This window comes from Streptomyces sp. NPDC048278 (genome assembly GCF_040652195.1).
In the GTDB taxonomy this organism is placed as follows: Bacteria; Actinomycetota; Actinomycetes; order Streptomycetales; family Streptomycetaceae; genus Streptomyces.
This window is the reverse complement of the sequence record NZ_JBEZLP010000070.1, coordinates 1-22,501: the sequence shown is the minus strand read 5'-3', so window position 1 is coordinate 22,501 and position 22,501 is coordinate 1. Positions and strand designations below refer to the sequence as shown.

Sequence of the window (22,501 nt, the reverse complement as noted above, 5' to 3'; positions counted from 1 at the left end):
ACGTCCACAGCTCTTCCGGCGCCATCCGCTCGACAAGCGCAGCAGTCATCACCCCAGACTGCCGCAAGATCACGCCAACTGAAATGGCGTCTTAGGCTCCGGGAGCGAAGGACTGCGGGCCGAGGGCTCGGAGGGCAGCGAGGGTCGCTCTTATCCGGGGGACTTCATGGGTGCGGTAGACGCCCGTTCCCCCGAGATGCGCCAGAACCGTGAAGAAGCCTTCTGCCGTGCGGAACTCGTCCTCGAAGAGGCTGAAGGCATGCGGCAAGGAGTGGCAGACGGGAAGGCCTGTCCGCCGGAGCCGGAACGTGTTCAGGAGGGCACGGGCCTGATAGTGGACACGGACATCGGCGGATACGTGTCCGTCGTGCGAGAAGCCGATCCCGGGGTCGATGACGATTCGGTCGACCCCGGCCGAGCGGGCGTGGTCCACGCGCCGCCCGAAGTAGTCGAGCATCCTGGGGACAGGATCCTGGTCGATGCCCTTGGCACGCACGTCCCGGGAGTTCTCCCCTTCGACATGGCACAGGACGACCGTCGCTCCGCGGCCGGCCAGCACGGAGAACATCTCGGCGTCGGTCGCCGGCCCGCCGGAGTAGTTGAGCAGAAGTGCCCCCGCGTCCAGGCACGACCGGGCGACGGCAGGCTCGTAGGTCTCGACCGACACGGCGACGCCTTCCGAGGCCAGTCCCTTCACGACCGGCACCAGGGCGGCCACCTGTTCCCGCACGGAGACCCGCCGGGTGCGGGGATTGCTCGACTCGGCGCCGATGTCGACGATGTCGGCGCCCTGTGCCGCGAGGATGCGCCCCTTCCGGACCGCGGACTCGGTCGAGGTCGCGACGCTCTCTCGATAGGTGGAGTCCGGGGAGAGGTTGATGCACCCCATGATGGCGGGGGTCGTGTCGACGTCGATTACCCGGTCCCCCACCCGAAGTGGTTCGACGGGTAAGGAGAGATCCTCCTCGAACCGCCGCGCGAGATCCGCCAATTGAGCAAGGGAAATCATCCGACCTCATTTCTCCACGACCGCCAGAGAAGCACCGCGCTAGCCCAGAATCCCCCGCTGGTACCCCGTCGCGACCGCCGCGGCGCGGTCGTTGACGCCGAGTTTGGTGTAGAGGTGGGTGAGGTGGGTCTTCACTGTGGCCTCGCTGATGAAGAGTTCGCGGGCGATCTCGCGGTTGGAGGTGCCGCGGGCGACGAGGGTGAGGACTTGGCGTTCGCGGGTGGAGAGTGGTTCGTTCGCGGGGGCGGTGGGGGTGCGGACGGCGGAGACGAGGCGGGAGGCGACGGCCGGGGAGAGGACGGTGCGGCCCTGGGCGGCGGCGCGGACGCCGTTGAAGAGTTCCTCGCGGGGGGCGTCCTTCAGCAGGTAGCCGGTCGCGCCCGCCTCGATCGCGGGGAGGGTGTCGGAGTCGGTGTCGTAGGTGGTGAGGACGAGGACCTTGGCGCGGGCGCCCCGCCGGGTGAGTTCGCGGATGGCGTCGACCCCGCCGCCGCCGGGCATGCGGAGGTCCATCAGGATCACGTCCGGGTCGAGGGCCGCGGCCAGCGCGACGGCGGCGAGGCCGTCGGGGGCCTCGCCGAGGACCGTGAAGCCGGGGGCGGACTCGAACATGCCGCGCAGTCCGTCGCGGACGACGGGGTGGTCGTCGACGATGAGCAGCGAGATCGGGGGTTCAGTTGTCATGGCGGACCAACGGTACGCGCGCCGACAGGGCGGTGCCGAGACCCGGTTCGGACTCGATGGTCAGGGAGCCCGCGATGCGTTCGGCGCGGGCGCGCATGCCGTCCAGGCCGAAGCCGCCGGCGGAGCTGCGGGCGGGCACGGCGAGCAGGTCGAAGCCGGTGCCGTCGTCGCGGATGTCGAGGATGACCTCGCCGCCCGGGAAGTCGCCCAGGTAGGAGAGGGTGACGCCGACACGGGAGGCGTGCGCGTGCCGGGCGGCGTTGGAGAGGGCCTCCTGGACGATGCGCAGGAGGGTGGCGGCGACCTCCTCGTGCAGTTGCTCGGCGGTGCCGGTGACGGTGAACTCGGCGCGTGTGCCCGTCCGTTCGCTCCACTCGGCGACCGTCTTCCGCAGCGCCTCGGGCAGCCCGTCGTGCTCCAGGGCGACCGGGGCCAGGTTGTGCACGGAACGGCGGGCCTCGCCGAGACTGTGCCGGGCCAGGGCCAGGGCCCGGCCCACGTGCTCCTCGGCCACCTCGGGGTCGGGGGTGTTGGTGACGACCTGGAGCTGGGCGATGATCCCGGCCAGCCCCTGGGCGATGGTGTCGTGGATCTCGGCGGCGAGCCGGCGGCGCTCGTCGGCGACCCCGGCCTCCCGCGCCTGGAGGAGGAGCTGGGCGTGAAGGGCGGCGTTCTCGTCGAGGGCCTGGCGCAGGGCGGCGATGGTCTCGGTGCGTTCGAGGTTCCGCTGCTTCTCCTGGTCCGTGAGGTGGGCGATGCCCATCTGCAGGGCGGAGTTGACGGCCAGCAGCACGGCGAAGACGCCCCACTGGAGCACGCTGCGCAACGGCATCCCGCCGGTCTGCGCACCGGCCACGGTGACGGCGCTCGCCAGCAGCCCGAGCCGCCGCCACCGGCGCGGCAGCAGCTCGTCGGCGTCCATGTAGCCGCTGGCCGCGTAGAACGCGAAGAACGGGCTGAGCCAGGCGAGGACGAAGGCGAGGGCCCAGCGGACGGCGTAGTACGCGCTCCCGGCCGCGGAGGGCGCACGGCCGCGGTCGGGGCGGCGGGACCGGGTGCCGTGCCACCACAGCTGGAGCACGACCGCGGCGCCGACCAGGGACCAGGCGGTCAGCCACTTCGCCTGGGGGGTGTGGGGATCGGCGGAGGCGACCCCGAGGACGACGCTGACGCCGAGGAACCCGTACGGCCCCCAGGTGTGCAGTTGCTCCCAGCGCCGGTCGAGCCGGTTGTCCTCCGCGGTCATGTCGCCAGTCTGCACGGCCGTCCCGCCTCCTACTCCCAGCGGAACCAGCGGGCGGCACCCGCCGTCAGCAGGACCGTCCAGAGGGCGAGCACACCCAGGTGCTCCCAGCCGGGCCAGTGTCCGGCGGCGGCCCGGTCCAGGGCGCGGGCCGCCGCGCCGAACGGGGTGAGCTGGACGACGCGGGCCATCGCGTGCGGCATCGCGGCCACCGGGATCCACACGCCCGCGCAGAACATCATCGGGAAGAACACCGCCGAGCCGACCGCGCCCGCGATCTTCGTGGTGCGGGACAGCGCGGAGACGACGGAGCCGAGGGCGAGGGCCGCCGCCGCGGCGAGCAGCAGGGCCAGCAGGTAGCCGCCCGGCTGCTTCGGCAGCGGTACGTCGAAGGCGAGCCGCCCGACGAGGAGCGCCAGCAGCGCCGAGCCGAGCGCGACCGTGCCCTGCACCGCCATCTGCGCGGACAGCAGCGCGGAGGGCCGTACGGGGGTGAGCCGCATCCGGCGCAGGATGCCGCGCTCCCGGTGGCCGGTGAGCGCCTGGGGCAGGGTCTGCACACCGGACATGATCAGGGCGATGAGGACGGCGATGGGCACGTACGCGTCGACGGGGCGCAGCCCGCCCAGGGACTTGTCGGCCTCCCGGAACGAGGGGATCGAGCCGAGGATCACGAGCAGCAGGGTCGGGAAGAGGAAGACCCAGAAGACGGCGCCGGGTTCGCGGCGGAAGAGACGGAACTCGGTGCGCAGGACCGCGGTGTTCATGCTGCGTCTGCCTCCTTCGTGAGGTCCAGGAACGCGTCGTCGAGGGTGGCGTCGACGACCCGGAGCTGGTGGGCGGTGATGCGGTGCCGGGCGAGCAGGGTGATGACGGCGTTGACGGTCTCGTCGGTGCCGGAGAGCGTGATCCGGCCGTCCTTGCGCTCGACCGAGGCGAGGGCGGGGAGGCCGGCGAGGTCGTGGTCGTCCAGGGGCGCGGACGGGGTGAAGCTGATGACGGTGGCGCCTGCGCTGCGGCGGATGAGTCCGGCCGGGGTGTCGAGGGCGGCCACCCGCCCCTTGTCGATCACCGCGATGCGGTCGCAGAGCCGCTGTGCCTCCTCCATGAAGTGGGTGACGAGGAGGACGGTGACCCCGCGGTCCCGGACGTCCTCGATCAGCTCCCAGGTGTCCCGCCGGGCCCGCGGGTCGAGCCCGGTGGTCAGTTCGTCGAGGACGACGACCCTCGGGTTCCCGATCAACGCCAGTGCGATGAAGAGGCGTTGCTTCTGCCCGCCCGACAGCTTGCCGAACCGGGTGGCGAGCTTGTCGGTGAGTCCGAGGCGTTCGGCGAGCGGGGCCCAGTCGAGCGGGCCCGGGTAGAAGGAGGCGTACAGCTCAAGGGCCTCGCGGACGGTGAGCTTGGGCTGCAGCTCGCTCTCCTGGAGCTGGGCGCCGAGGACGCGGGCGACCTGCTCGTGGTCGGCGACGGGGTCGAGGCCGGTGACCCGGACCCGCCCCGCGTCGGGCACCCGCAGCCCCTCCACGCACTCCACGGTGGTGGTCTTGCCGGCCCCGTTCGGCCCGAGGATCCCGAAGATCTCGCCCTCCTCGACGGCGAGACCCACCCCGTCCACGACGGTCCGGCCGCCGTACGACTTCCGCAGGTCTGTCACTTCGATGACGGTTGGCATGCTCCGAGGGTCCCGTCGGGGCCCGGTCCGCCGCATCGCCCGCCCCGCTGGAACCGCCATCGACCGATCGGCTGATGCCGCGGATCCATCTGTACGATCCTTCGAACCTCCAGGTCGTAGGACCAGCGGCGGATTCCGGTCCGGCCAAAACTCGGTGGGCGTTGTCAGTGCCGATCCGTAGGCTCGCCCCTGATGCCTCCGACACGTGCAACCACCAAGGACCGGTCCGCCGTCCGCGCCCTGCTGCGCCTGTGGCCGTACGTACGGCCGGTGCGGGTGCGGCTCTCCGTCGCCGCGTGCGTCGCGGTCGTCGCCTCCTGCACGGGGCTCGTGATCCCCCTCGTCCTCAAGTGGATGGTGGACGGCCCGGTGGCCGACCGCGACCCGGCCGGGGTGTGGCTCGGCGCGCTGTACCTGCTGCTGCTCGGCATCGCGGAAGCACTGCTCTTCGGCCTGCGTCGCTGGCTGGTCGCCCGGCCCCTGTCCCGGGTCGAGGCGGGCATGCGGGCGGACCTGTACGGCCATCTGCAGCGCCTGCCGGTCGCCTTCCACGACCGCTGGGCCTCGGGCCAGCTGCTCTCCCGGGCCACCACCGACCTGATGCTGCTCCGCATGTTCCTCGCCTTCCCGCTGACCTTCCTGCTGGTCAACGGGGTGACGATCCTCGTCGGCGTGCTGATCATGCTCGCGCAGGACTGGACGCTGGGCCTGGTCATCCTCGGGCCCACGATCCCGGTGATCTGGACGTGCGTGATCTTCGAGAACCGGTACGCGGAGGTGGCGAGGCTCGCCCAGGACCAGGTGGGCGACCTGACGACGGTGGTCGAGGAGAGCGTGCTCGGCATCCGCATCATCAAGGGCTTCGGCCGCCACCGCAGCCAGGCGCACGCGTTCCGCGAACTGGTGCGGACCCTGCGGGGCACGGAGCTGCGCAAGGCGCGGATGCTGGCGATGATCTGGGGTGTCATCGTCACGCTGCCGGAGGTGGCGATCGGGGCGGCGCTGCTGTGGGGTTCGATCCAGGTCGCGGAGGGCGAGCTGAGCGCGGGGACGCTGGTGGCGTTCCTGTCGACGGCGCTGGCGCTGCGGTGGCCGGTGGAGTCGATCGGCTTCCTGCTGGCGATGAGCCAGGAGGCGGCGACGGCGACGGAGCGGTACTTCGAGGTGCGGGACGCGTTGCGGGAGGACGCCGGTCCGTCTTCGGCCGCGGGTGCGCGGGGGTTGAGCGCGCAGTTCCCCGCGCCCCTACGGGGCGCTCTCGAACCGGCCCCTGAACAGCGCCCCGCAAGGGGCGCGGGGAACTGCGCGACCAGCCCCAACGGTGCCGCACCCGACAACGAACCGGCCCCCGAACCCGACGGCATCCGCTTCGAGAACGTCGAGTTCCGTTACCCCGACGCCGCCCCCGATTCCGTCCCGACCCTCGACCTCGTCGACCTCCACGTCCGCCCCGGCGAGTCCATGGCCCTCGTCGGCGCCACCGGCAGCGGCAAGACCACCCTCACCGCTCTCGTCCCCCGCCTGCACGAGGTCACGTCCGGGCGGATCACGCTCGACGGCCGGGACATCACCGCCATGCCCCGCGAGGAACTCCGCTCCCTCGTCGCCGTCGCCTTCGAGGAACCCACCCTCTTCTCCGCCTCCGTCGGCGAGAACGTACTCATGGGAGCCGGGGACGGCGCCGGCGAACCCGAGCTGGCCCGGGCCCTCGCCGTCGCGCAGGCGGACTTCGCGCACGCCCTCCCGCAGGGCACCGCGACCCAGGTCGGCGAGCAGGGCCTCAGCCTCTCCGGCGGCCAGCGGCAGCGCCTCGCGCTCGCGCGGGCGGTCGTCGGCCGCCCCCGCTTCCTCGTGCTCGACGACCCGCTGTCCGCGCTGGACGTGCACACGGAGGCCGCCGTGGAGGCGGCGCTGCGCGAGGTGCTCGCCGACACCACCGCGCTGATCGTCGCCCACCGCCCCTCCACCGTGCTGCTCGCCGACCGGGTCGCCCTGCTCTCCGGCGGCCGGGTCACCGCCGTCGGCACCCACCACGAACTGCTGCGCACGAACGCCGAGTACGCCCACCTGATGTCCGGGGAGGATCACCGCCGATGACCGCAGCCACCTCCCTCCCCGCCCCCGACGAGGACGACGAACTCCCCGGGCCCGGGCCCACCGGCGACACGGGCGGCGACCCGTTCGACCGGGACGTCCTGCCCACCCCGCCCGGCGCCACGGCCACGCTGCTGCGCTCTCTGCTCGCCCCCATGAAGGCGCGGGTCGCCGTCACCACGCTCCTCCTGCTGCTCCAGCAGGCGGCGGTGCAGGCGGGCCCGCTGCTGGTGGCGTACGCCATCGACACGGCCGTACCGGCCTTCCGCCGCCACGACCACGGCCCGCTGTTCGCGGTCGCGGCCGGGTACGGCCTGAGCGCCCTGCTCTCCGGCGGCCTCCAGTACGCGTTCGTCAAGGCCTCCGCCCGGGTGAACCAGGACGTCCTGCTGGACCTGCGCGGGCGCATCTTCCGTCACGCGCAGGCGCTGAGCGTCGACTTCCACGAGCGCTACACGTCGGGCCGGCTCATCTCCCGCTCCACCACGGACGTCGAGTCGCTGCGCGAGCTGCTGGCCGAGGGCCTCCAGGAGCTGGTCACGGTCATCCTCTCCTTCCTGTACATCTCGGCGATGCTGCTCTGGCTGGACCTCGGCCTCGGCGCGGTCGCGGTGGCCAGCTTCGTCCCGCTGTACCTGCTCGTGCGGCTGTACCAGCGGCGCGCGGTGCGGGTCTACAAGGCGCGGTCCACGGCGATCGCGTCGGTGATCGTGAAGTTCGTGGAGACGATGAACGGCATCCGCCCGGTGCGCGCGTTCCGCCGGGAGGCCGCCAACGACGCCGAGTTCGCCGTGCTGAACCGCCGCCACGAGCGGACGAACGGCGACGCGCTCCTGGAGATGGCGCGGTACGTGGTCGGCTCCCGGCTGGTCGCCAACACCTCGGTCGCGGTGATCGTCCTGTGGGGCGCCTCCCGGGTGGCGTCCGGCTCGCTGGAGCTGGGCGTCCTGGCCGCGGCCGTCCTCTACCTGCGGCGGCTGTACGACCCGATCGACCGCCTCGGCATGTTCCTCAACTCCTACCAGTCGGCCGCGGCCTCCCTGGAGAAGATCGCGGGTCTGCTGGCCCAGACCCCGTCCGTCCCGGAGCCCTCGGTCCCGAAGGAGCTGCCCCCGACGGCGGGCGAACTCCCCGGCCGGGAGGTCGTCTTCGACGGTGTCCGCTTCGCCTACCGCACCGGCGGCGAGGTGCTGCCCGTCTTCGACCTCACCCTTCCGGCGGGGCAGACGGTCGCGGTCGTCGGCTCCACCGGCGCCGGCAAGTCGACGCTCGCCAAACTGCTGGCCCGCTTCTACGACCCGTCCGACGGCCGGGTCCTCCTGGACGGCGTCGACCTGCGCGAGCTGACCGTGCGCGAACTCCGCCGCGGGGTGGTGATGGTCACCCAGGAGTCGTTCCTGTTCTCCGGCACGGTCGCCGAGAACATCGCCATCGGCCGCCCGGACGCCACCCGCGAGGAGATCGAGCAGGCCGCCAAGGCGATCGGCGCCCACGAGTTCGTCGCCGCGCTGCCCGACGGGTACGACACGGACGTCCGCAAGCGCGGCGGGCGCATCTCGGCCGGGCAGCGCCAACTGGTCGCGTTCGCCCGCGCCCTGCTCGCCGACCCGGCGGTGCTGATCCTCGACGAGGCGACCAGCTCCCTGGACATCCCCGGGGAACGGGCCGTGCAGCGCGCGATGTCGACGGTCCTCAAGGGCCGTACCGCCGTGGTGATCGCGCACCGGCTGTCCACCGTGGAGATCGCCGACCGGGTGCTGGTGATGGAGCACGGCCGCATCGTCGAGGACGGCCGCCCGGCCGAACTCGTCGCGGGCACGGGCAGGTTCGCGGATCTGCACCGGGCGTGGCGGGACAGTCTGGCCTAGCGGCAGCAGCGGCGAGAACCGAGAACGGGGAGCGCAGGGTGATCGACGCGTACGAGGATCCGGGCACGCCCGACAGGCGTGGCGGGTGGTCCTACCTGTGGTGGCTGGTGGCCTGCCAGCCGGGCCGCTCGCTCGCCGGGGCGCTGCTGGCCAGTGTCTGGCTGACGCTGATGGCCGCGACGCCCTACATGATGGCGCGGGCCGTGGACGACGGCCTGGTGCCGGGCCGCATGGCGGTGCTGGCCGGGTGGACGGCGGCGATCTTCGTGCTCGGGGCGGTCAACGCCTGGCTCAGCATCATGCGCCACCGCACGATGACCCGGGTGCGGATGGACGCCTACTTCCGCACGGTCAAGGTGCTCGTCGGGCAGACGGTTCGGCTCGGCGCCGAGCTGTCGCGCCGGTCCGACGCCGGGGAGGTCGTGACGATCGGCGTCGGCGACGTGCACACCATCGCCCAGGCGCTGACCGTCGTCGGCCCCGGGGTGGGCGCGGTCGTCGTCTACGGGGTGGTGGCCGGTCTGCTGCTGACGATCTCGCCCCTGCTGACCGGCGTGGTGCTGCTCGGGGTGCCGGTGGTGGCCCTGCTCGCGGGGCCGCTGGCCCGGCGGCTGCAGGGCAGGGAGACCGAGTACCGGGAGCGCCAGCGCGTCCTCACGGCCCGGATCGGCGACCTCGCGGGGGGCCTGCGCGTCCTCAACGGCCTCGGCGGCAAGGGCCTGTTCGCGGACGCCTTCCGCCGCGACTCCGGGCACCTGCGTGCCCAGGGCTACCGGGTGGGCGCGGTCGCCAGCTGGGTCCAGGCGCTGGGCATGGGTCTGCCGACGGTGTTCCTGGCGGTGGTGACCTGGATCGCCGCCCGGATGGCCGCCCGCGGTGACATCACGGTGGGCCAGCTGGTGTCGGTGTACGGCTATGTCGCGGTCCTGGTGGGCCCGGTGGCCTTCTTCCTCGACATGGGTTACCAGCTGAGCCGGGGCGTGGTGGCCGCCCGCAGGGTCGTACACCTCCTGCACCACGACCCGCAGCCGGACGAGGGCACCGAGCTGCCCCCGGCCGACCCCGCCGTCCTGCACGACCCGGAGTCAGGGGTACGGGTCCGCCCCGGCCGCCTGACGGCCCTGGTGAGCGCGACGGAATCCACCGCGGTGATCGACCGCCTGGGCCGCTACACCCCCTCGGACGCGACCTGGGGAGGCGTACGTCTCGACGCCGTACCGCTGACAGAGGTGCGGTCCCGCATCCTGGTCGCCGACAACGATGCCGACCTGTTCGCGGGCACCCTGCGCGATGCCGTAGGCGCAGGCGTCACCCGCCGCTCCAGGGGCACGGGGATGGTTCCGGCTTGCGGCTGTCACAACGCGCCCCAAAGGGGTGCGGGGCTGTATCCGATCTGCGGCTGCCGCCGCGTGGGCGCGGCCGGCCACGACGGCGCCGCACCCGCCACTGCACATCGCGAGGCACCCCCTGACGCGAAAACCGCCCACGCCCTGCACGCCGCCGCGGCGAACGACATCGTCCAGGGCCTCCCCGCCGGCCTCGACTCCGAACTCACCGCCCAGGCCCGCAACCTCTCCGGCGGCCAACGCCAACGCATCCGCCTCGTACGGGCGTTGCTGACCGACCCCGAGGTCCTCCTCGCCGTGGAACCCACCTCCGCCCTCGACGCCCACACGGAGTCCCTCGTGGCGGAACGCCTCCGCACCGCCCGCGCCGGCCGCACCACCCTCCTCACCACCACCTCCCCGCTGCTGCTGGCCCACGCCGACGAGGTGGTCTTCCTGGTCGACGGCAAGGTCGCCGCGACCGGCACGCACGAGGGCCTGCTGGCGTACGAACCCGGTTACCGCGCCCTGGTGGCCCGGGACACGGAGGACGAGGAGTTCGCATGGTGACGACAAGTCAACTCCCGGTCGCCTCACGCACCGAGGTACGCCGGGCCACCCTCCGCCTGGTGCGGGCGGAGCGCGGGCCGTTCGCCGCCGCGCTGCTGCTGAACGCGGCGGCGGCCGGCGCCGGTCTCGTCGGCCCCTGGCTGGTGGGCCGGATCGTGGACGAGGTACGGGCCGGCCGCGGGGTCGGCGCCGTGGACCACCTCGCCCGGTGGATCCTGCTCTGCTCCCTCGCCCAGCTGCTGCTCGCCCGCTCCGCCCGCTACCTCGGCCACCGCTTCGGCGAGCGGACGCTGGCCCGCGTCCGCGAGGAGTTCGTGGACCGGGCGCTGGCGCTGCCCGCGTCGGTGGTGGAGCGGGCCGGCACCGGCGACCTGACCGCGCGCGGCACGGGCGACGTGAGCACCGTCGGCACGACCCTGCGGGACGCCGGTCCCGAGCTGCTGGTCAACTCGGTGCAGGCGGTGTTCGTGATGGGCGCGGTGTTCGTCCTCGACCCGGCGCTGGCCGCGTTCGGGGTGCTCGGGCTGACGCCCGTGTGGTTCGCGCTGCGCTGGTACCTGCGCCGGGCCCGGGACGGCTATCTCGCCGAGGGCGCGGCCACCTCAGGGGTCGCGGAGATCGTCACGGCCACGGTGGCCGGCGCCCGCACGGTGGAGGCGTTCCGGCTCCAGGAGCAGCGGATCACGGCGAGCCGGGACGCGCTGGAGACCAACAGGAAGGCCCGGTTCCACACCCTGTGGCTGCGGACCGTGTTCTTCCCGGCGGTCGAGGTGTCGTACACGGTGCCGGTGGCCGGGGTGCTGCTGGTCGGCGGGCTGCTGCACGTGGGCGTCGGCGTGGTGGTGTCGGCGGCGCTGTATCTGCGGCAGTTCACCGAACCGCTGGACCAGATCCTGATCCGGATGGAGCAACTCCAGTCCAGCAGTGCCTCGTTCGCCCGGGTGGAGGGGCTGGCGGCGGCCCCGCGGGCGGTGGCGGACGGCGCCGCGCCGGCTCCGGCGGACGACCGGATCGACGTGCGCGGGGTGCGGTACGCCTATGAGCGCGGCGGCGAGGTGCTGCGCGGGGTGGACCTGACGGTGCGGCCCGGGGAGCGCCTCGCGGTGGTGGGTCCTTCCGGTGCCGGGAAGACGACGCTGAGCCGGCTGCTGGCGGGCGTCGACGCGCCCGGGTCGGGCACGGTGACCGTGGGCGGGGTGCCGGTCGCCGGGCTGGAACCGGAGCGGCTGCGGCGCCAGGTCGTCCTGGTCACCCAGGAGCACCACGTCTTCCTCGGTTCGGTCCGGGACAACCTGCTGATCGCCGAACCGGCCGCGACCGACGCCGGCCTGTGGGCGGCGCTGGCCGCCGTCGGCGCCGACGACTGGGTGCGCGGCCTGCCCGACGGCCTCGACACCCCGCTCGGTGCGGGCGGCACGGCCGCCGACGGCTCCCGGGCCCAGCAACTCGCGCTGGCCCGGGTGGTGCTGGCCGACCCGCACACGCTGATCCTGGACGAGGCGACCGCGCTGCTGGACCCGGCGACGGCCCGGCACACCGAGCGCGCCCTGGCCGCCGTGCTCGAAGGCCGCACGGTCATCGCCATCGCCCACCGGCTGCACACCGCGCACGACGCCGACCGGGTGGCCGTGATGGAGGGCGGTCTCCTCACCGAACTGGGTACGCACGAGGAGCTGGTGGCGGCGGGCGGGGCGTACGCGGCGCTGTGGGCGACCTGGCACGGCGACCAGGCACCCTGACCCGCCCCGCCCTGGCTCGCCCCGCCCTGGGTCACCCCGCCCTGGGTCGCCCCCAACACTCCGCATACCGAACATGAACATCCGGTCAACGGACGATTTCCGGCCAAGTTTCTGACGCGGTCCTGACAGTTTGCGTTTTCTGGTGCCACTCTTCCCACGGCCGACTCACAGCAACCCCACAGCTTCACCCCACCGTCGCTGTCGGTCCGGCACTGCACACGCACATGGTTCCGCGTTACGCCCAGTTCTGCCCGGCCGGCCCACCCGCCGTCCGGATCTCCCCTGGCCGTGCGACCCGCGGCCACGCAGAAGGAGTCAGTGTTGAGAAGCAGTTCCTCTCGCAGACGCACCCCCCACAGCACGTACCGCCGCACCGCGGCCGTCGCCCTCGCCGGTGTCGGCGCCCTGATCGCCGCCGCCGTCCAGTCGGGCGCCGCCAGCGCGGCCCCGGCCGCTCCGGAGCTCGGCAGGGCCAACCCGGCCCACGCCGCCGTCAAGCTCTCCCCGTCGCAGCGCGCCGAACTGCTCCGCGACGCGAGCGGCGAGCGGGCCGCCACCGCCAAGGCGATAGGCCTCGGCTCCAAGGAGAAGCTGGTCGTCAAGGACGTCGTCAAGGACACCGACGGCACCCTGCACACGCGCTACGAGCGCACCTACGCCGGCCTGCCGGTGCTCGGCGGCGACCTGATCGTCGACACCGCGAAGTCGGGCGCCACCGAGCGGATCGTGAAGGCGAACAACGCCACGCTGAAGGTCGCCGACCTGACCCCGGCCCGGAGCGCGGCGAGCGCCGAGAAGACGGCCCTGTCCGCCGCGCGGACGCTGGGCTCGACCAAGTCGGCCGCGGACGGCGCCCGCAAGGTGATCTGGGCCGGCTCGGGCACCCCCGTCCTCGCCTACGAGACGATCGTCGGCGGCTTCCAGGACGACGGCACCCCCAACCAACTGCACGTCGTCACCGACGCCGCCACCGGCAAGAAGCTCTTCCAGTACCAGGGCATCGAGAACGTCACCGGCACCGGCAACACCCAGTACAGCGGGACGGTGTCGCTGTCGACGACGCAGTCGGGGTCGACGTACAACCTGACCGACGGCGACCGCGGCGGCCACAAGACGTACAACCTGAACCACGGCACCTCGGGCACCGGCACGCTGTTCTCGCAGTCGAGCAACACCTGGGGCAACGGCACCACGTCGAACGCCGCCACCGCGGGCGCCGACGCGCACTACGGGGCCGCCGAGACCTGGGACTTCTACAAGAACACGTTCGGCCGCAGCGGCATCAAGAACAACGGCGTCGGCGCCTACTCCCGCGTCCACTACGGCAACTCGTACGTGAACGCGTTCTGGGACGACGGCTGCTTCTGCATGACCTACGGCGACGGCTCCGGCAACGCGGACCCGCTGACCGCCCTCGACGTGGCCGGCCACGAGATGAGCCACGGCGTCACGTCGAACACGGCCGGTCTCAACTACTCCGGTGAGTCCGGCGGGTTGAACGAGGCCACCTCCGACATCATGGGCACCGGCGTGGAGTTCTACGCCGCCAACTCCTCCGACGTCGGCGACTACCTCATCGGCGAGAAGATCGACATCAACGGCGACGGCACCCCGCTGCGCTACATGGACAAGCCGAGCAAGGACGGCGGTTCGGCGGACTACTGGTCCTCGTCGGTCGGCGGCCTGGACGTGCACTACTCGTCCGGTGTCGCGAACCACTTCTTCTACCTGCTGAGCGAGGGCAGCGGCGCCAAGGTCATCAACGGCGTCAGCTACAACTCGCCCACCAAGGACGGCCTTCCGGTCACCGGCATCGGCCGGGACAAGGCGCTGCAGATCTGGTACCGCGCGCTCACCACCAAGTTCACCTCGACCACCAACTACGCGGCGGCCCGCACCGGCACCCTCGCGGCGGCGGGTGAGCTGTACGGCACCACCAGCACCGAGTACAAGGCGGTGCAGGACGCCTGGGCGGCCGTGGCGGTCGGCTCGCGCTCCGGTGGCGGCGGCGGTACGGGCACCTCGTACGAGAGCACCACGTCGGTGTCCATTCCGGACAACGGGCCCGCGGTCACCTCGTCGATCACGGTCTCCGGCCGGACCGGGAACGCGCCGAACAACCTTCAGGTAACGCCGAATATCAGCCACACGTGGCGCGGCGACCTGGTGGTCGACCTGGTCGGCCCGTCCGGCACGTCGTACCGGCTGAAGAACTTCAGCTCGTCCGACTCGGCGGACAACGTGACGGACACCTACACGGTGAACGCCTCCTCGGAATCGGCCAATGGCACCTGGAAGCTGAAGGTCCAGGACCAGGCCGCACAGGACGTCGGCACGATCAACGGGTGGAAGCTGACCTTCCCGTAACCGCAGGTAACACACGCGCGCACCGGGCGCCGTCCGAGGGGGGACCCCTCCTCGGACGGCGCCCGTTTTACATGGCCGCAACGTTCACCCAACACCTGCTTTTCGGCCAACATCACTTCAGGGTCCTGACATGTACGCGACCTTGATGTCACTCTTCCTTCACCCGTCGCACAGCACAGCAACTTCACAACCCCACAGCCGGGCCGGTGACCCCACTCCGCCCGGACTCCCCACATCCTGAAGGAGCTTGAGTGAGCCCCCTCTACGCGCGTCACAAGCGCACCACGCTCGCCATCGCCACCGCTGTCGCCGCCGGCGCCCTGCTCACCACGGGTATGACCGCGAACGCCTCGGCCGTCGACAAGAAGCCGCTGGCCGCCGCCCCCACGCTGCTCTCCAACTCCGCCCGCACCGCCCTCATCCAGAAGGCGGACGCGAACGTCGCCGAGACGGCCCAGCAGATAGGCCTCGGCGCCAAGGAGAAGCTGGTCGTCAAGGACGTCGTGAAGGACGTCGACGGCACGGTCCACACGCGCTACGAGCGCACCTACGCGGGCCTGCCCGTCCTCGGCGGCGACCTCGTCGTGCACACCTCCAAGGCCGGCAAGACGGAGGGCGTGACCAAGGCGAACAAGGCCACCATCAAGGTCGCCTCGCTCAAGCCGCAGATCACCGCCGCCAAGGCCGAGAAGTCCGCGCTCACCGCGGCCAAGACCCTCGGCTCCACCAAGCAGGCCGCCGACGGCGCCCGCAAGGTGATCTGGGCCGGCTCGGGCACCCCCGTCCTCGCCTACGAGACGATCGTCGGCGGCTTCCAGGACGACGGCACCCCCAACCAGCTGCACGTCGTCACCGACGCCGCCACCGGCAAGAAGCTCTTCGAGTACCAGGGCATCGAGAACGCCACGGGCACCGGCAAGAGCCTCTACTCCGGCACCGTCAGCCTCACCACCAACCTGTCGGGCTCGACGTACCAGCTGTACGACACCACGCGCGGCGGCCACAAGACGTACAACCTGGCCCGTGGCACCTCCGGCACCGGCACGCTCTTCACCGACGCCGACAACACCTGGGGCACCGGCGCGGCCTCCAGCTCCTCCACCGACCAGACGGCCGCCGTGGACGCCGCCTACGGCGCCCAGGAGACCTGGGACTTCTACAAGAACACCTTCGGCCGGAGCGGCATCAAGAACAACGGCGTCGCCGCGTACTCCCGCGTCCACTACAGCAGCGGCTACGTCAACGCCTTCTGGGACGACAGCTGCTTCTGCATGACCTACGGCGACGGCTCCAGCAACACCCACCCGCTGACCTCGCTGGACGTGGCCGGCCACGAGATGAGCCACGGCGTCACCTCCAACACCGCGGGCCTCAACTACAGCGGCGAGTCCGGCGGCCTGAACGAGGCCACCTCGGACATCTTCGGCACCGGCGTCGAGTTCTACGCGGCCAACTCCTCCGACCCGGGCGACTACCTCATCGGCGAGAAGATCAACATCAACGGCGACGGCACCCCGCTGCGCTACATGGACCAGCCGAGCAAGGACGGCGCCTCGGCCAACTACTGGTCCTCGTCGGTGAAGAACCTGGACGTGCACTACTCGTCCGGCGTCGCGAACCACTTCTTCTACCTCCTCTCGGAGGGCAGCGGTTCGAAGACCATCAACGGCGTCAGCTACAACTCGCCGACGTACAACGGCTCCACGGTCACCGGCATCGGCCGGGACAAGGCCCTCCAGATCTGGTACAAGGCCCTGACCACGTACTTCACGTCGACCACCAACTACAAGTCGGCCCGCACCGGCACGCTCTCCGCGGCGGCTGCGCTGTACGGCTCCGGCTCCACCGAGTACAACGCGGTGGCGGCGGCCTGGACGGCCGTCAACGTGACCGCGTGACGCGCTAGCGCAACGCCCAGGCGGGCCCCCGGGACGAAGTCGTCCCGGGGGCCCGCCCTACGCTCTCTCCCATGTCCTTCACGTACGAGGCGGTCGGCGCCACCCGCGAGAACCTCGCCGCCTGCCCACCGGGCTTCCACCCGCTGCACGTGCGCACGCGCATAGGCGAGGGCCAGGAAGTCTTCCACCGGGCCGCCGAGGCGGTCCTCACCTGGGAACTCCACCGCGCCCTCGGCGTGGGCATCGACGCCGCGGCCGACCGCGCGGCCCCCGGCGTCGACGTCACCGTCACCCTGGCCGGCCTCGTCAAGGCCCCCTGCCGCATAGTCTGGACGGCCGAGGAGTCCCGCCGCGCCGGCTGGGCCTACGGCACCCTCGCCGGCCACCCCGAAAGCGGCGAGGAGGCCTTCGTCGTCGACCGCACCGGCGACGGCACGGTCTGGCTCACGGTCGCCGCCTTCAGCAGACCCGCCAAGTGGTACGCCCGCGCGGGCGGCGCCGCGACCCGGGGGTTGCAGCAGGCGTACGCACGCAGGTGCGGGACGGTACTGCGGAAGCTGTGCGCGGGCGTGGCACCGGAGTTCTGACGGTACCGCGCCGGGCGAACCCCGGCCGGCCGGCGGCCGGAGGTGAGGGCGAGCGGAGACCACCACCCGCCCTCGGAGCCTCCCGGGACCTCAGCGCAGCAGCACTCCGGCCCCCGTCACTGCCCCCTCCGCGGGCACCACCACCAGGCCCAGTTCGGCACCGGAGGCCAGCAGGCGGTGGGTGGGGAGGATGCGGACCGTGTAGCCGTAAGGGCCCGTGCGGTCGAGGGCGAGGGGGCCCTCGTAGGTCCAGTGGCCCTCCAGGTCGGGGCCGGAGACCGGCTTCAGCGGCACCGTGGTCGCGTCCGTGATCCGGTCCTCCGGGTCGACGCGGCCGGAGACGGCCTGGACCTCCACGTCGTCGGGGGCGAGGTCGCCGAGGCGGACGCGGACGCGCAGGGCGAGGGTGGTGCCGAGTTCGGCGGTGGCCGTGGCGGTGGCCGTCTCGACGTGGTCCACCGAGACGCCGTGCCAGGCCGCCCGCACCCTGCCCTTCCAGGCGGACAGCTCACGGGCCGTGTCCGCGGTCATCGACCGGTGGGCGTGGGCCGCCGGGGTGTAGAGGCGCTCCACGTACTCCCGGACCATGCGGCCCGCCAGCACCTTGGGACCGAGGAGGGTGAGGGTCTGGCGGACCATCTCGATCCAGCGGTCCGGCAGACCGCTGCGGCCACGCTCGTAGAACCGCGGGGTCACCCGCTGTTCGAGGAGGTCGTAGAGCGCGGCTGCCTCGATGTCGTCCCGGCGGTCGGGATCGGTGCCCGCGCCGTCCGCCGTCGGGATCGCCCAGCCGAAGTCCGGCTGGAACCATTCGTCCCACCAGCCGTCCAGGACCGAGAGGTTGAGGCCGCCGTTGAGCGCCGCCTTCATCCCGCTCGTCCCGCACGCCTCCAGGGGACGGAGGGGGTTGTTCAGCCAGATGTCGCAGCCGGGCAGGAGCTTCTGCGCCATCGCCATGCCGTAGTCGGGCAGGAAGACGATCCGCTGCCGGACCCGCGGGTCGTCGGTGAACCGGACCAGCTCCTGGACCAGCCGCTTGCCGCCGTCGTCGGCCGGGTGCGCCTTCCCGGCCACCACGATCTGGATCGGGCGGTCCGGGTGGGTCAGGAGATCCAGCAGCCGGTCGCGGTCGCGCAGCATCAGCGTGAGTCGTTTGTACGACGGGACGCGCCGGGCGAACCCGATGGTCAGGACGTCCGGGTCGAGGGCGTTGTCGATCCAGCCCAGCTCCGCCGTGCCCGCGCCGCGCTGCCGCCAGGACGCCCGCAGCCGCTCCCGCACCTCCAGCACCAGCTGCTCGCGCAGGCTGCGGCGCAGCTCCCAGATCTCCTGGTCGGCGACGTCGGCGACCGCGTCCCAGCGCTCGGGACCGCCGACGGTCAGCGCCTCCTCGGTACGGCGGTCGCCCAGCCGCCGGGCCCCCAGCCGGACCACCTCCGGGGCCACCCAGGTCGGGGCGTGCACCCCGTTCGTCACCGAGGTGATCGGCACCTCGTCGGGGTCGAACCCCGGCCACAGCCCGGAGAACATCTCCCGGCTGACGTTGCCGTGCAGCAGCGAGACCCCGTTGGCGCGCTGGGCGAGCCGCAGCCCCATCACGGCCATGTTGAACAGGTTGGGCTCGCCGCCGGGGTAGGTCTCCATGCCGAGCCGCAGGATGTGCTCGACGCCGATCCCGGGGAGTTCGGCGTCGGCGCCGAAGTGGTGGGCGACCAGCTCGCGGTCGAAGCGGTCGATGCCGGCCGGTACGGGGGTGTGGGTGGTGAAGACGGTACCGGCCCGGACCGCTTCCAGCGCCGCGTCGAAGTCCAGCCCGGCGGCGACCAGTTCGGCGATCCGCTCCAGGCCGAGGAAGCCGGCGTGCCCCTCGTTGGTGTGGAACACCTCGGGCTCGGGGTGGCCGGTGAGCCGGCAGTACGTCCGTACGGCCCGGACGCCCCCTATCCCGAGCAGCATCTCCTGGAGCAGCCGGTGCTCGCTGCCGCCGCCGTAGAGCCGGTCGGTGACCCCGCGTTCGCCGACGTCGTTCTCCTCGACGTCCGAGTCCAGCATCAGCAGCGGCACCCGGCCGACCTGGGCCAGCCAGATGCGGGCCCGCAGCAGTCTGCCGCCCGGCAGCGCGAGGGAGACGTGCGCTGGGGTGCCGTCGGCCTCCTTGAGCAGGGCCACGGGGAGTTCGTTGGGGTCGAGGACGGGATAGTGCTCCTGCTGCCAGCCGTCCCGGGACAGGGTCTGCCGGAAGTAGCCGTGCCGGTAGAGCAGGCCGACGCCGATCAGCGGCACGCCGAGGTCGCTGGCCGACTTGAGGTGGTCGCCTGCCAGGATGCCGAGGCCGCCGGAGTACTGGGGCAGGGCGGCCGTGATGCCGAACTCGGGTGAGAAGTAGGCGACGGCGGCCGGGAGATCGGCCGGCTGCGGCCGGGTCTGGTACCAGCGGTCGCCGGTCACGTAGTCGCCCAGGTCGTCGGCGACCGCGGTCAGCCGGCGCAGGAACCGGCGGTCCCCGGCCAGTTCGGCGAGGCGGGCCGGCGGCACACTGCCGAGCAGCCGCACCGGGTCGCCCTCGGAGGCGGCCCAGCGCTCGGGATCGACGGACTGGAAGAGATCACGGGTCTCGGCGTGCCAGGACCACCGCAGATTGCGGGCCAGGTCACTGAGGGGGCGGAGGGGTTCGGGGAGAACGGGACGGACGGTGAACCGGCGGATCGCCTTCACATTCCACTCCACGCGTTCGCGGTGGGAGCCGTACGGCGGTGTGCGGCTCGGCGTCCCTCAGACAGTACCGGTGTCGGGGTGCCGCCGGGGGCTGCCGCCCCGGACCCGCGCTCCGGCCCGGACCGCCTCGTCCTCGGGTGCCTTCTTGTCGGTTTTCGCCCCGTACGAGACCCTGCCTCCCTGAGCTGAGGAGGGGGACTCGCAGCCATGTCACGGAGGTACAGCCGGCGTCTGCGTCTGGTGGGGGACTTGACCGCGGCCGTCACGGCCGCGGTGTTGTCGACGGCCACCCTGCCCGCGCACGCCGTACCGGAGGGAACCGTCGTCGACTCCGGCCGGGCCGGCTCGGTCGGCGGGAGTTATCTGGTGACGCTCGAGGAGGGGATCAAGGGGGCGTCGGCGGCCGGGAGGGACGTCGCCGCCCGGTATGGGGCGAAAATAAGCCATACTTACGGCACCGTGCTGAACGGCTACGCCGTCGAAGCAAGCGCTGCACAGGCCGGACGGCTCGCCGCGGACTCGCGGGTCGCCTCGGTCGTCCAGGACAGCCGGGTGCGGCTGGCCGGCACGCAGACGGACACGCAGACGAGCACACGGACGAACACCCGGAGCAGCACCCAGAAGCATCCGCCGTCCTGGGGCCTGGACCGCGTCGACCAGGCGGGGCTCCCGCTGAACGGGGCGTACACCTCGCCGGGGTCGGCGGGCGCGGGCGTCACCGTGTACGTGATCGACACCGGTGTCCACATCACCCACGCCGACTTCGGCGGACGCGCGAGCTACGGCTGGGACTTCGTGGGGAACGACAGGTCCGCCGGCGACGGCAACGGGCACGGCACCCATGTCGCCGGCATCATCGCCGGCACCAGGTACGGCGTCGCCAAGAAGGCCCGGATCGTCTCCGTGCGGGTCCTGGACGACACCGGGTCGGGCACCACCGCCCAGGTCATCGCCGGTGTCGACTGGGTCACCGCGCACGCCCGCAGACCGGCGGTCGCCAACCTCAGCCTGGGCGGCTACCACAGCGCCCAACTGGACACCGCCGTACGGAACTCGATCAAGGCGGGCGTGACCTACACGGTCGCCGCCGGCAACGACGGCCTCCCTGCGGCCCGTTACTCACCCGCCGACGTGTCGCAGGCGCTCACCGTGGGCGCCACCGACCGCACCGACACCCGCCCGGGCTTCTCCGACTACGGTTCCGCCGTCGACCTGTTCGCCCCGGGCGTGGCGATCACCTCCGACGCGAACGCGAGCGACACCGCGAGGGCGACCTGCTCGGGTACGTCGATGGCGGCACCGCACGTCGCGGGCGCCGCCGCCCTCTACCTCGCCGGGCACCGCGGGGCGACCCCCGCCCAGGTCGCCGGCGCCCTGATTGCGAGGGCGGCGAGCGGGAAGGTGTCGGATGCGGGGCGCGGGTCGCCGAACAGGCTCCTGCGGGTGCCGGAGTCGTAGACCGGAGTCGTGAAGCGGTTTCTGGTATGCGATCACGCCACCGGCCCCGTTCGCCGTGAACGGGGCCGGTCTTGTGCGTAGACATACGGCTGAGTAGTTAACAAAGTGCCGGATTGCCCACCCGAATAGGGTGGGAAGGCTCCTCCGGTACACCCCACAGACACAGCACTGACACCAGGCAGCGGTACAACACCAGGTACACCCCAGCAGGACCCACCTCCCCACCATCCATCCGCCCACACCCTCGTTGCCGCGGACAGGAGCGGTCATGCCCGCCACGCACCAGCCGTCAGCACCTCCGACCCGGCGCACGTCATCCGCCGCGCCACCCCCAGCGGACGAGGCCACCGCCGTCGGCCGCATACCCGTCCTCGACGTCCGCCCGCTGATCCAGCAGGGGCGCCGGCCCGCCAAGGCGGTCACCGGGGAGTCGTTCGAGGTCACCGCCACCGTCTTCCGCGAGGGCCATGACGCCGTCGCCGCCAACGTCGTCCTGACGGACCCCAAGGGCCGCCCGGGCCCCTGGACCCCGATGCGGGAACTGGCCCCCGGCACCGACCGCTGGGGCGCCACCGTCACCGTGGACGGGAAACCGGGCCGCTGGACCTACCAGGTCGAGGCATGGGGAGATCCGGTCGCCACCTGGCGCCACCACGCGAAGATCAAGATACCCGCGGGCATCGACACCGAACTGGTCCTGGAGGAGGGCGCCCGGCTCTACGAACGGGCCGCCGCCGGGGTCCCGAAGGCAAAAAAACGGGAAATCCTGCTCGCCGCGTCCGCCGCCCTCCGCGACGAGGAACGGCCCGCCCCCTGGCGCCTGGCCGCCGCCCTCACGCCCGAGGCCGAGAAGGTCCTGGCGCGGTATCCGTTGCGGGAGTTGGTGACGGTCTCGGAGCCGTTGCCGCTGCTGGTGGAGCGTGAACGGGCCCTGTACGGCTCCTGGTACGAGTTCTTCCCCCGCTCGGAGGGCACGCCCGAGCGGCCGCACGGCACGTTCCGGACCGCGGCCCGCCGGCTGCCGAAGATCGCGGAGATGGGCTTCGACGTCGTCTACCTCCCGCCGATCCACCCCATCGGCACCACCTTCCGCAAGGGCCGCAACAACACCCTCACCCCCGGCCCCGACGACGTCGGCGTGCCCTGGGCGATCGGCTCGCCCGAGGGCGGCCACGACGCCGTCCACCCCGACCTGGGCACCCTCGAGGACTTCCGGTGGTTCGTGGCCGAGGCCGGCCGGCACGGCCTGGAGATCGCCCTGGACTTCGC

15 protein-coding genes are annotated in these 22,501 nt (G+C 72.3%); 9 read left to right on the top strand and 6 right to left on the bottom strand.

The window, feature by feature from the left end:
* Positions 1 to 91: 91 nt before the first annotated feature.
* The 5 genes from AB0D74_RS49935 to AB0D74_RS49915 all read right to left on the bottom strand — a co-directional run bounded on the left by AB0D74_RS49935 (position 92) and on the right by AB0D74_RS49915 (position 4,611).
* The gene (locus tag AB0D74_RS49935) at positions 92 to 931 is read right to left on the bottom strand and encodes a dihydropteroate synthase (protein WP_362603211.1); all 840 of its coding nucleotides are present in this window, start codon (positions 929 to 931) and stop codon (positions 92 to 94) included.
* Between the two features lie 117 nt (positions 932 to 1,048).
* Positions 1,049 to 1,693: a response regulator transcription factor gene (locus tag AB0D74_RS49930; RefSeq protein ID WP_362603208.1), complete on the bottom strand. Its 645-nt coding sequence runs from the start codon at positions 1,691 to 1,693 to the stop codon at positions 1,049 to 1,051.
* A complete protein-coding gene (locus AB0D74_RS49925) occupies positions 1,683 to 2,939 on the bottom strand; it encodes a sensor histidine kinase (RefSeq protein ID WP_362603205.1) in 1,257 nt (418 codons plus the stop codon). Before AB0D74_RS49925 ends, AB0D74_RS49930 begins: the two co-directional genes overlap by 11 nt.
* A gap of 29 nt (positions 2,940 to 2,968) precedes the next feature.
* Positions 2,969 to 3,703, bottom strand: a complete 735-nt coding sequence (locus AB0D74_RS49920) for an ABC transporter permease (RefSeq protein ID WP_362603201.1) — start codon at positions 3,701 to 3,703, stop codon at positions 2,969 to 2,971.
* Positions 3,700 to 4,611 (bottom strand): ABC transporter ATP-binding protein, encoded by a 912-nt coding sequence (locus AB0D74_RS49915; RefSeq protein WP_362603198.1) that lies wholly within the window; start codon positions 4,609 to 4,611, stop codon positions 3,700 to 3,702. Before AB0D74_RS49915 ends, AB0D74_RS49920 begins: the two co-directional genes overlap by 4 nt.
* Before the next feature lie 192 nt (positions 4,612 to 4,803).
* On the opposite strand from AB0D74_RS49915, the gene AB0D74_RS49910 reads away from it, so the two are divergent.
* The 7 genes from AB0D74_RS49910 (at position 4,804) to AB0D74_RS49880 (ending at position 17,059) form a co-directional block, all read left to right on the top strand.
* Entirely contained in the window at positions 4,804 to 6,708 is a 1,905-nt protein-coding gene (locus AB0D74_RS49910) for an ABC transporter ATP-binding protein (protein WP_362603195.1), read from the top strand.
* Positions 6,705 to 8,573, top strand: a complete 1,869-nt coding sequence (locus AB0D74_RS49905; RefSeq protein WP_362603192.1) for an ABC transporter ATP-binding protein — start codon at positions 6,705 to 6,707, stop codon at positions 8,571 to 8,573. The genes AB0D74_RS49910 and AB0D74_RS49905 overlap by 4 nt, the downstream gene beginning before the upstream one ends.
* A 38-nt stretch (positions 8,574 to 8,611) precedes the next feature.
* Positions 8,612 to 10,468: an ABC transporter ATP-binding protein gene (locus tag AB0D74_RS49900; RefSeq protein WP_362603189.1), complete on the top strand. Its 1,857-nt coding sequence runs from the start codon at positions 8,612 to 8,614 to the stop codon at positions 10,466 to 10,468.
* On the top strand, positions 10,462 to 12,207 hold the full coding sequence (locus AB0D74_RS49895) for an ABC transporter ATP-binding protein (protein ID WP_362603186.1): 1,746 nt from the start codon (positions 10,462 to 10,464) through the stop codon (positions 12,205 to 12,207). The genes AB0D74_RS49900 and AB0D74_RS49895 overlap by 7 nt, the downstream gene beginning before the upstream one ends.
* 321 nt (positions 12,208 to 12,528) lie before the next feature.
* Positions 12,529 to 14,574 (top strand): M4 family metallopeptidase, encoded by a 2,046-nt coding sequence (locus tag AB0D74_RS49890; protein ID WP_362603184.1) that lies wholly within the window; start codon positions 12,529 to 12,531, stop codon positions 14,572 to 14,574.
* Positions 14,575 to 14,825: 251 nt separating this feature from the next.
* Entirely contained in the window at positions 14,826 to 16,472 is a 1,647-nt protein-coding gene (locus tag AB0D74_RS49885) for a M4 family metallopeptidase (RefSeq protein WP_362603181.1), read from the top strand.
* A 71-nt stretch (positions 16,473 to 16,543) separates the two neighbouring features.
* Positions 16,544 to 17,059, top strand: a complete 516-nt coding sequence (locus AB0D74_RS49880; RefSeq protein ID WP_362603178.1) for a DUF1990 domain-containing protein — start codon at positions 16,544 to 16,546, stop codon at positions 17,057 to 17,059.
* 90 nt (positions 17,060 to 17,149) lie between these two features.
* On the opposite strand, the gene glgP is transcribed toward AB0D74_RS49880, so the two are convergent.
* Positions 17,150 to 19,774 carry an alpha-glucan family phosphorylase gene (gene glgP / locus AB0D74_RS49875; RefSeq protein WP_362603214.1) on the bottom strand — a complete coding sequence of 875 codons (2,625 nt, stop codon included), beginning with the start codon at positions 19,772 to 19,774 and terminating at the stop codon, positions 17,150 to 17,152.
* Positions 19,775 to 19,981: 207 nt separating this feature from the next.
* On the opposite strand from glgP, the gene AB0D74_RS49870 reads away from it, so the two are divergent.
* The gene (locus AB0D74_RS49870; protein WP_362603175.1) at positions 19,982 to 21,232 is read left to right on the top strand and encodes a S8 family peptidase; all 1,251 of its coding nucleotides are present in this window, start codon (positions 19,982 to 19,984) and stop codon (positions 21,230 to 21,232) included.
* Positions 21,233 to 21,500: 268 nt separating this feature from the next.
* On the top strand, positions 21,501 to 22,501 hold a 1,001-nt coding region (locus AB0D74_RS49865), incomplete at its 3' end, for a maltotransferase domain-containing protein (RefSeq protein ID WP_362603172.1).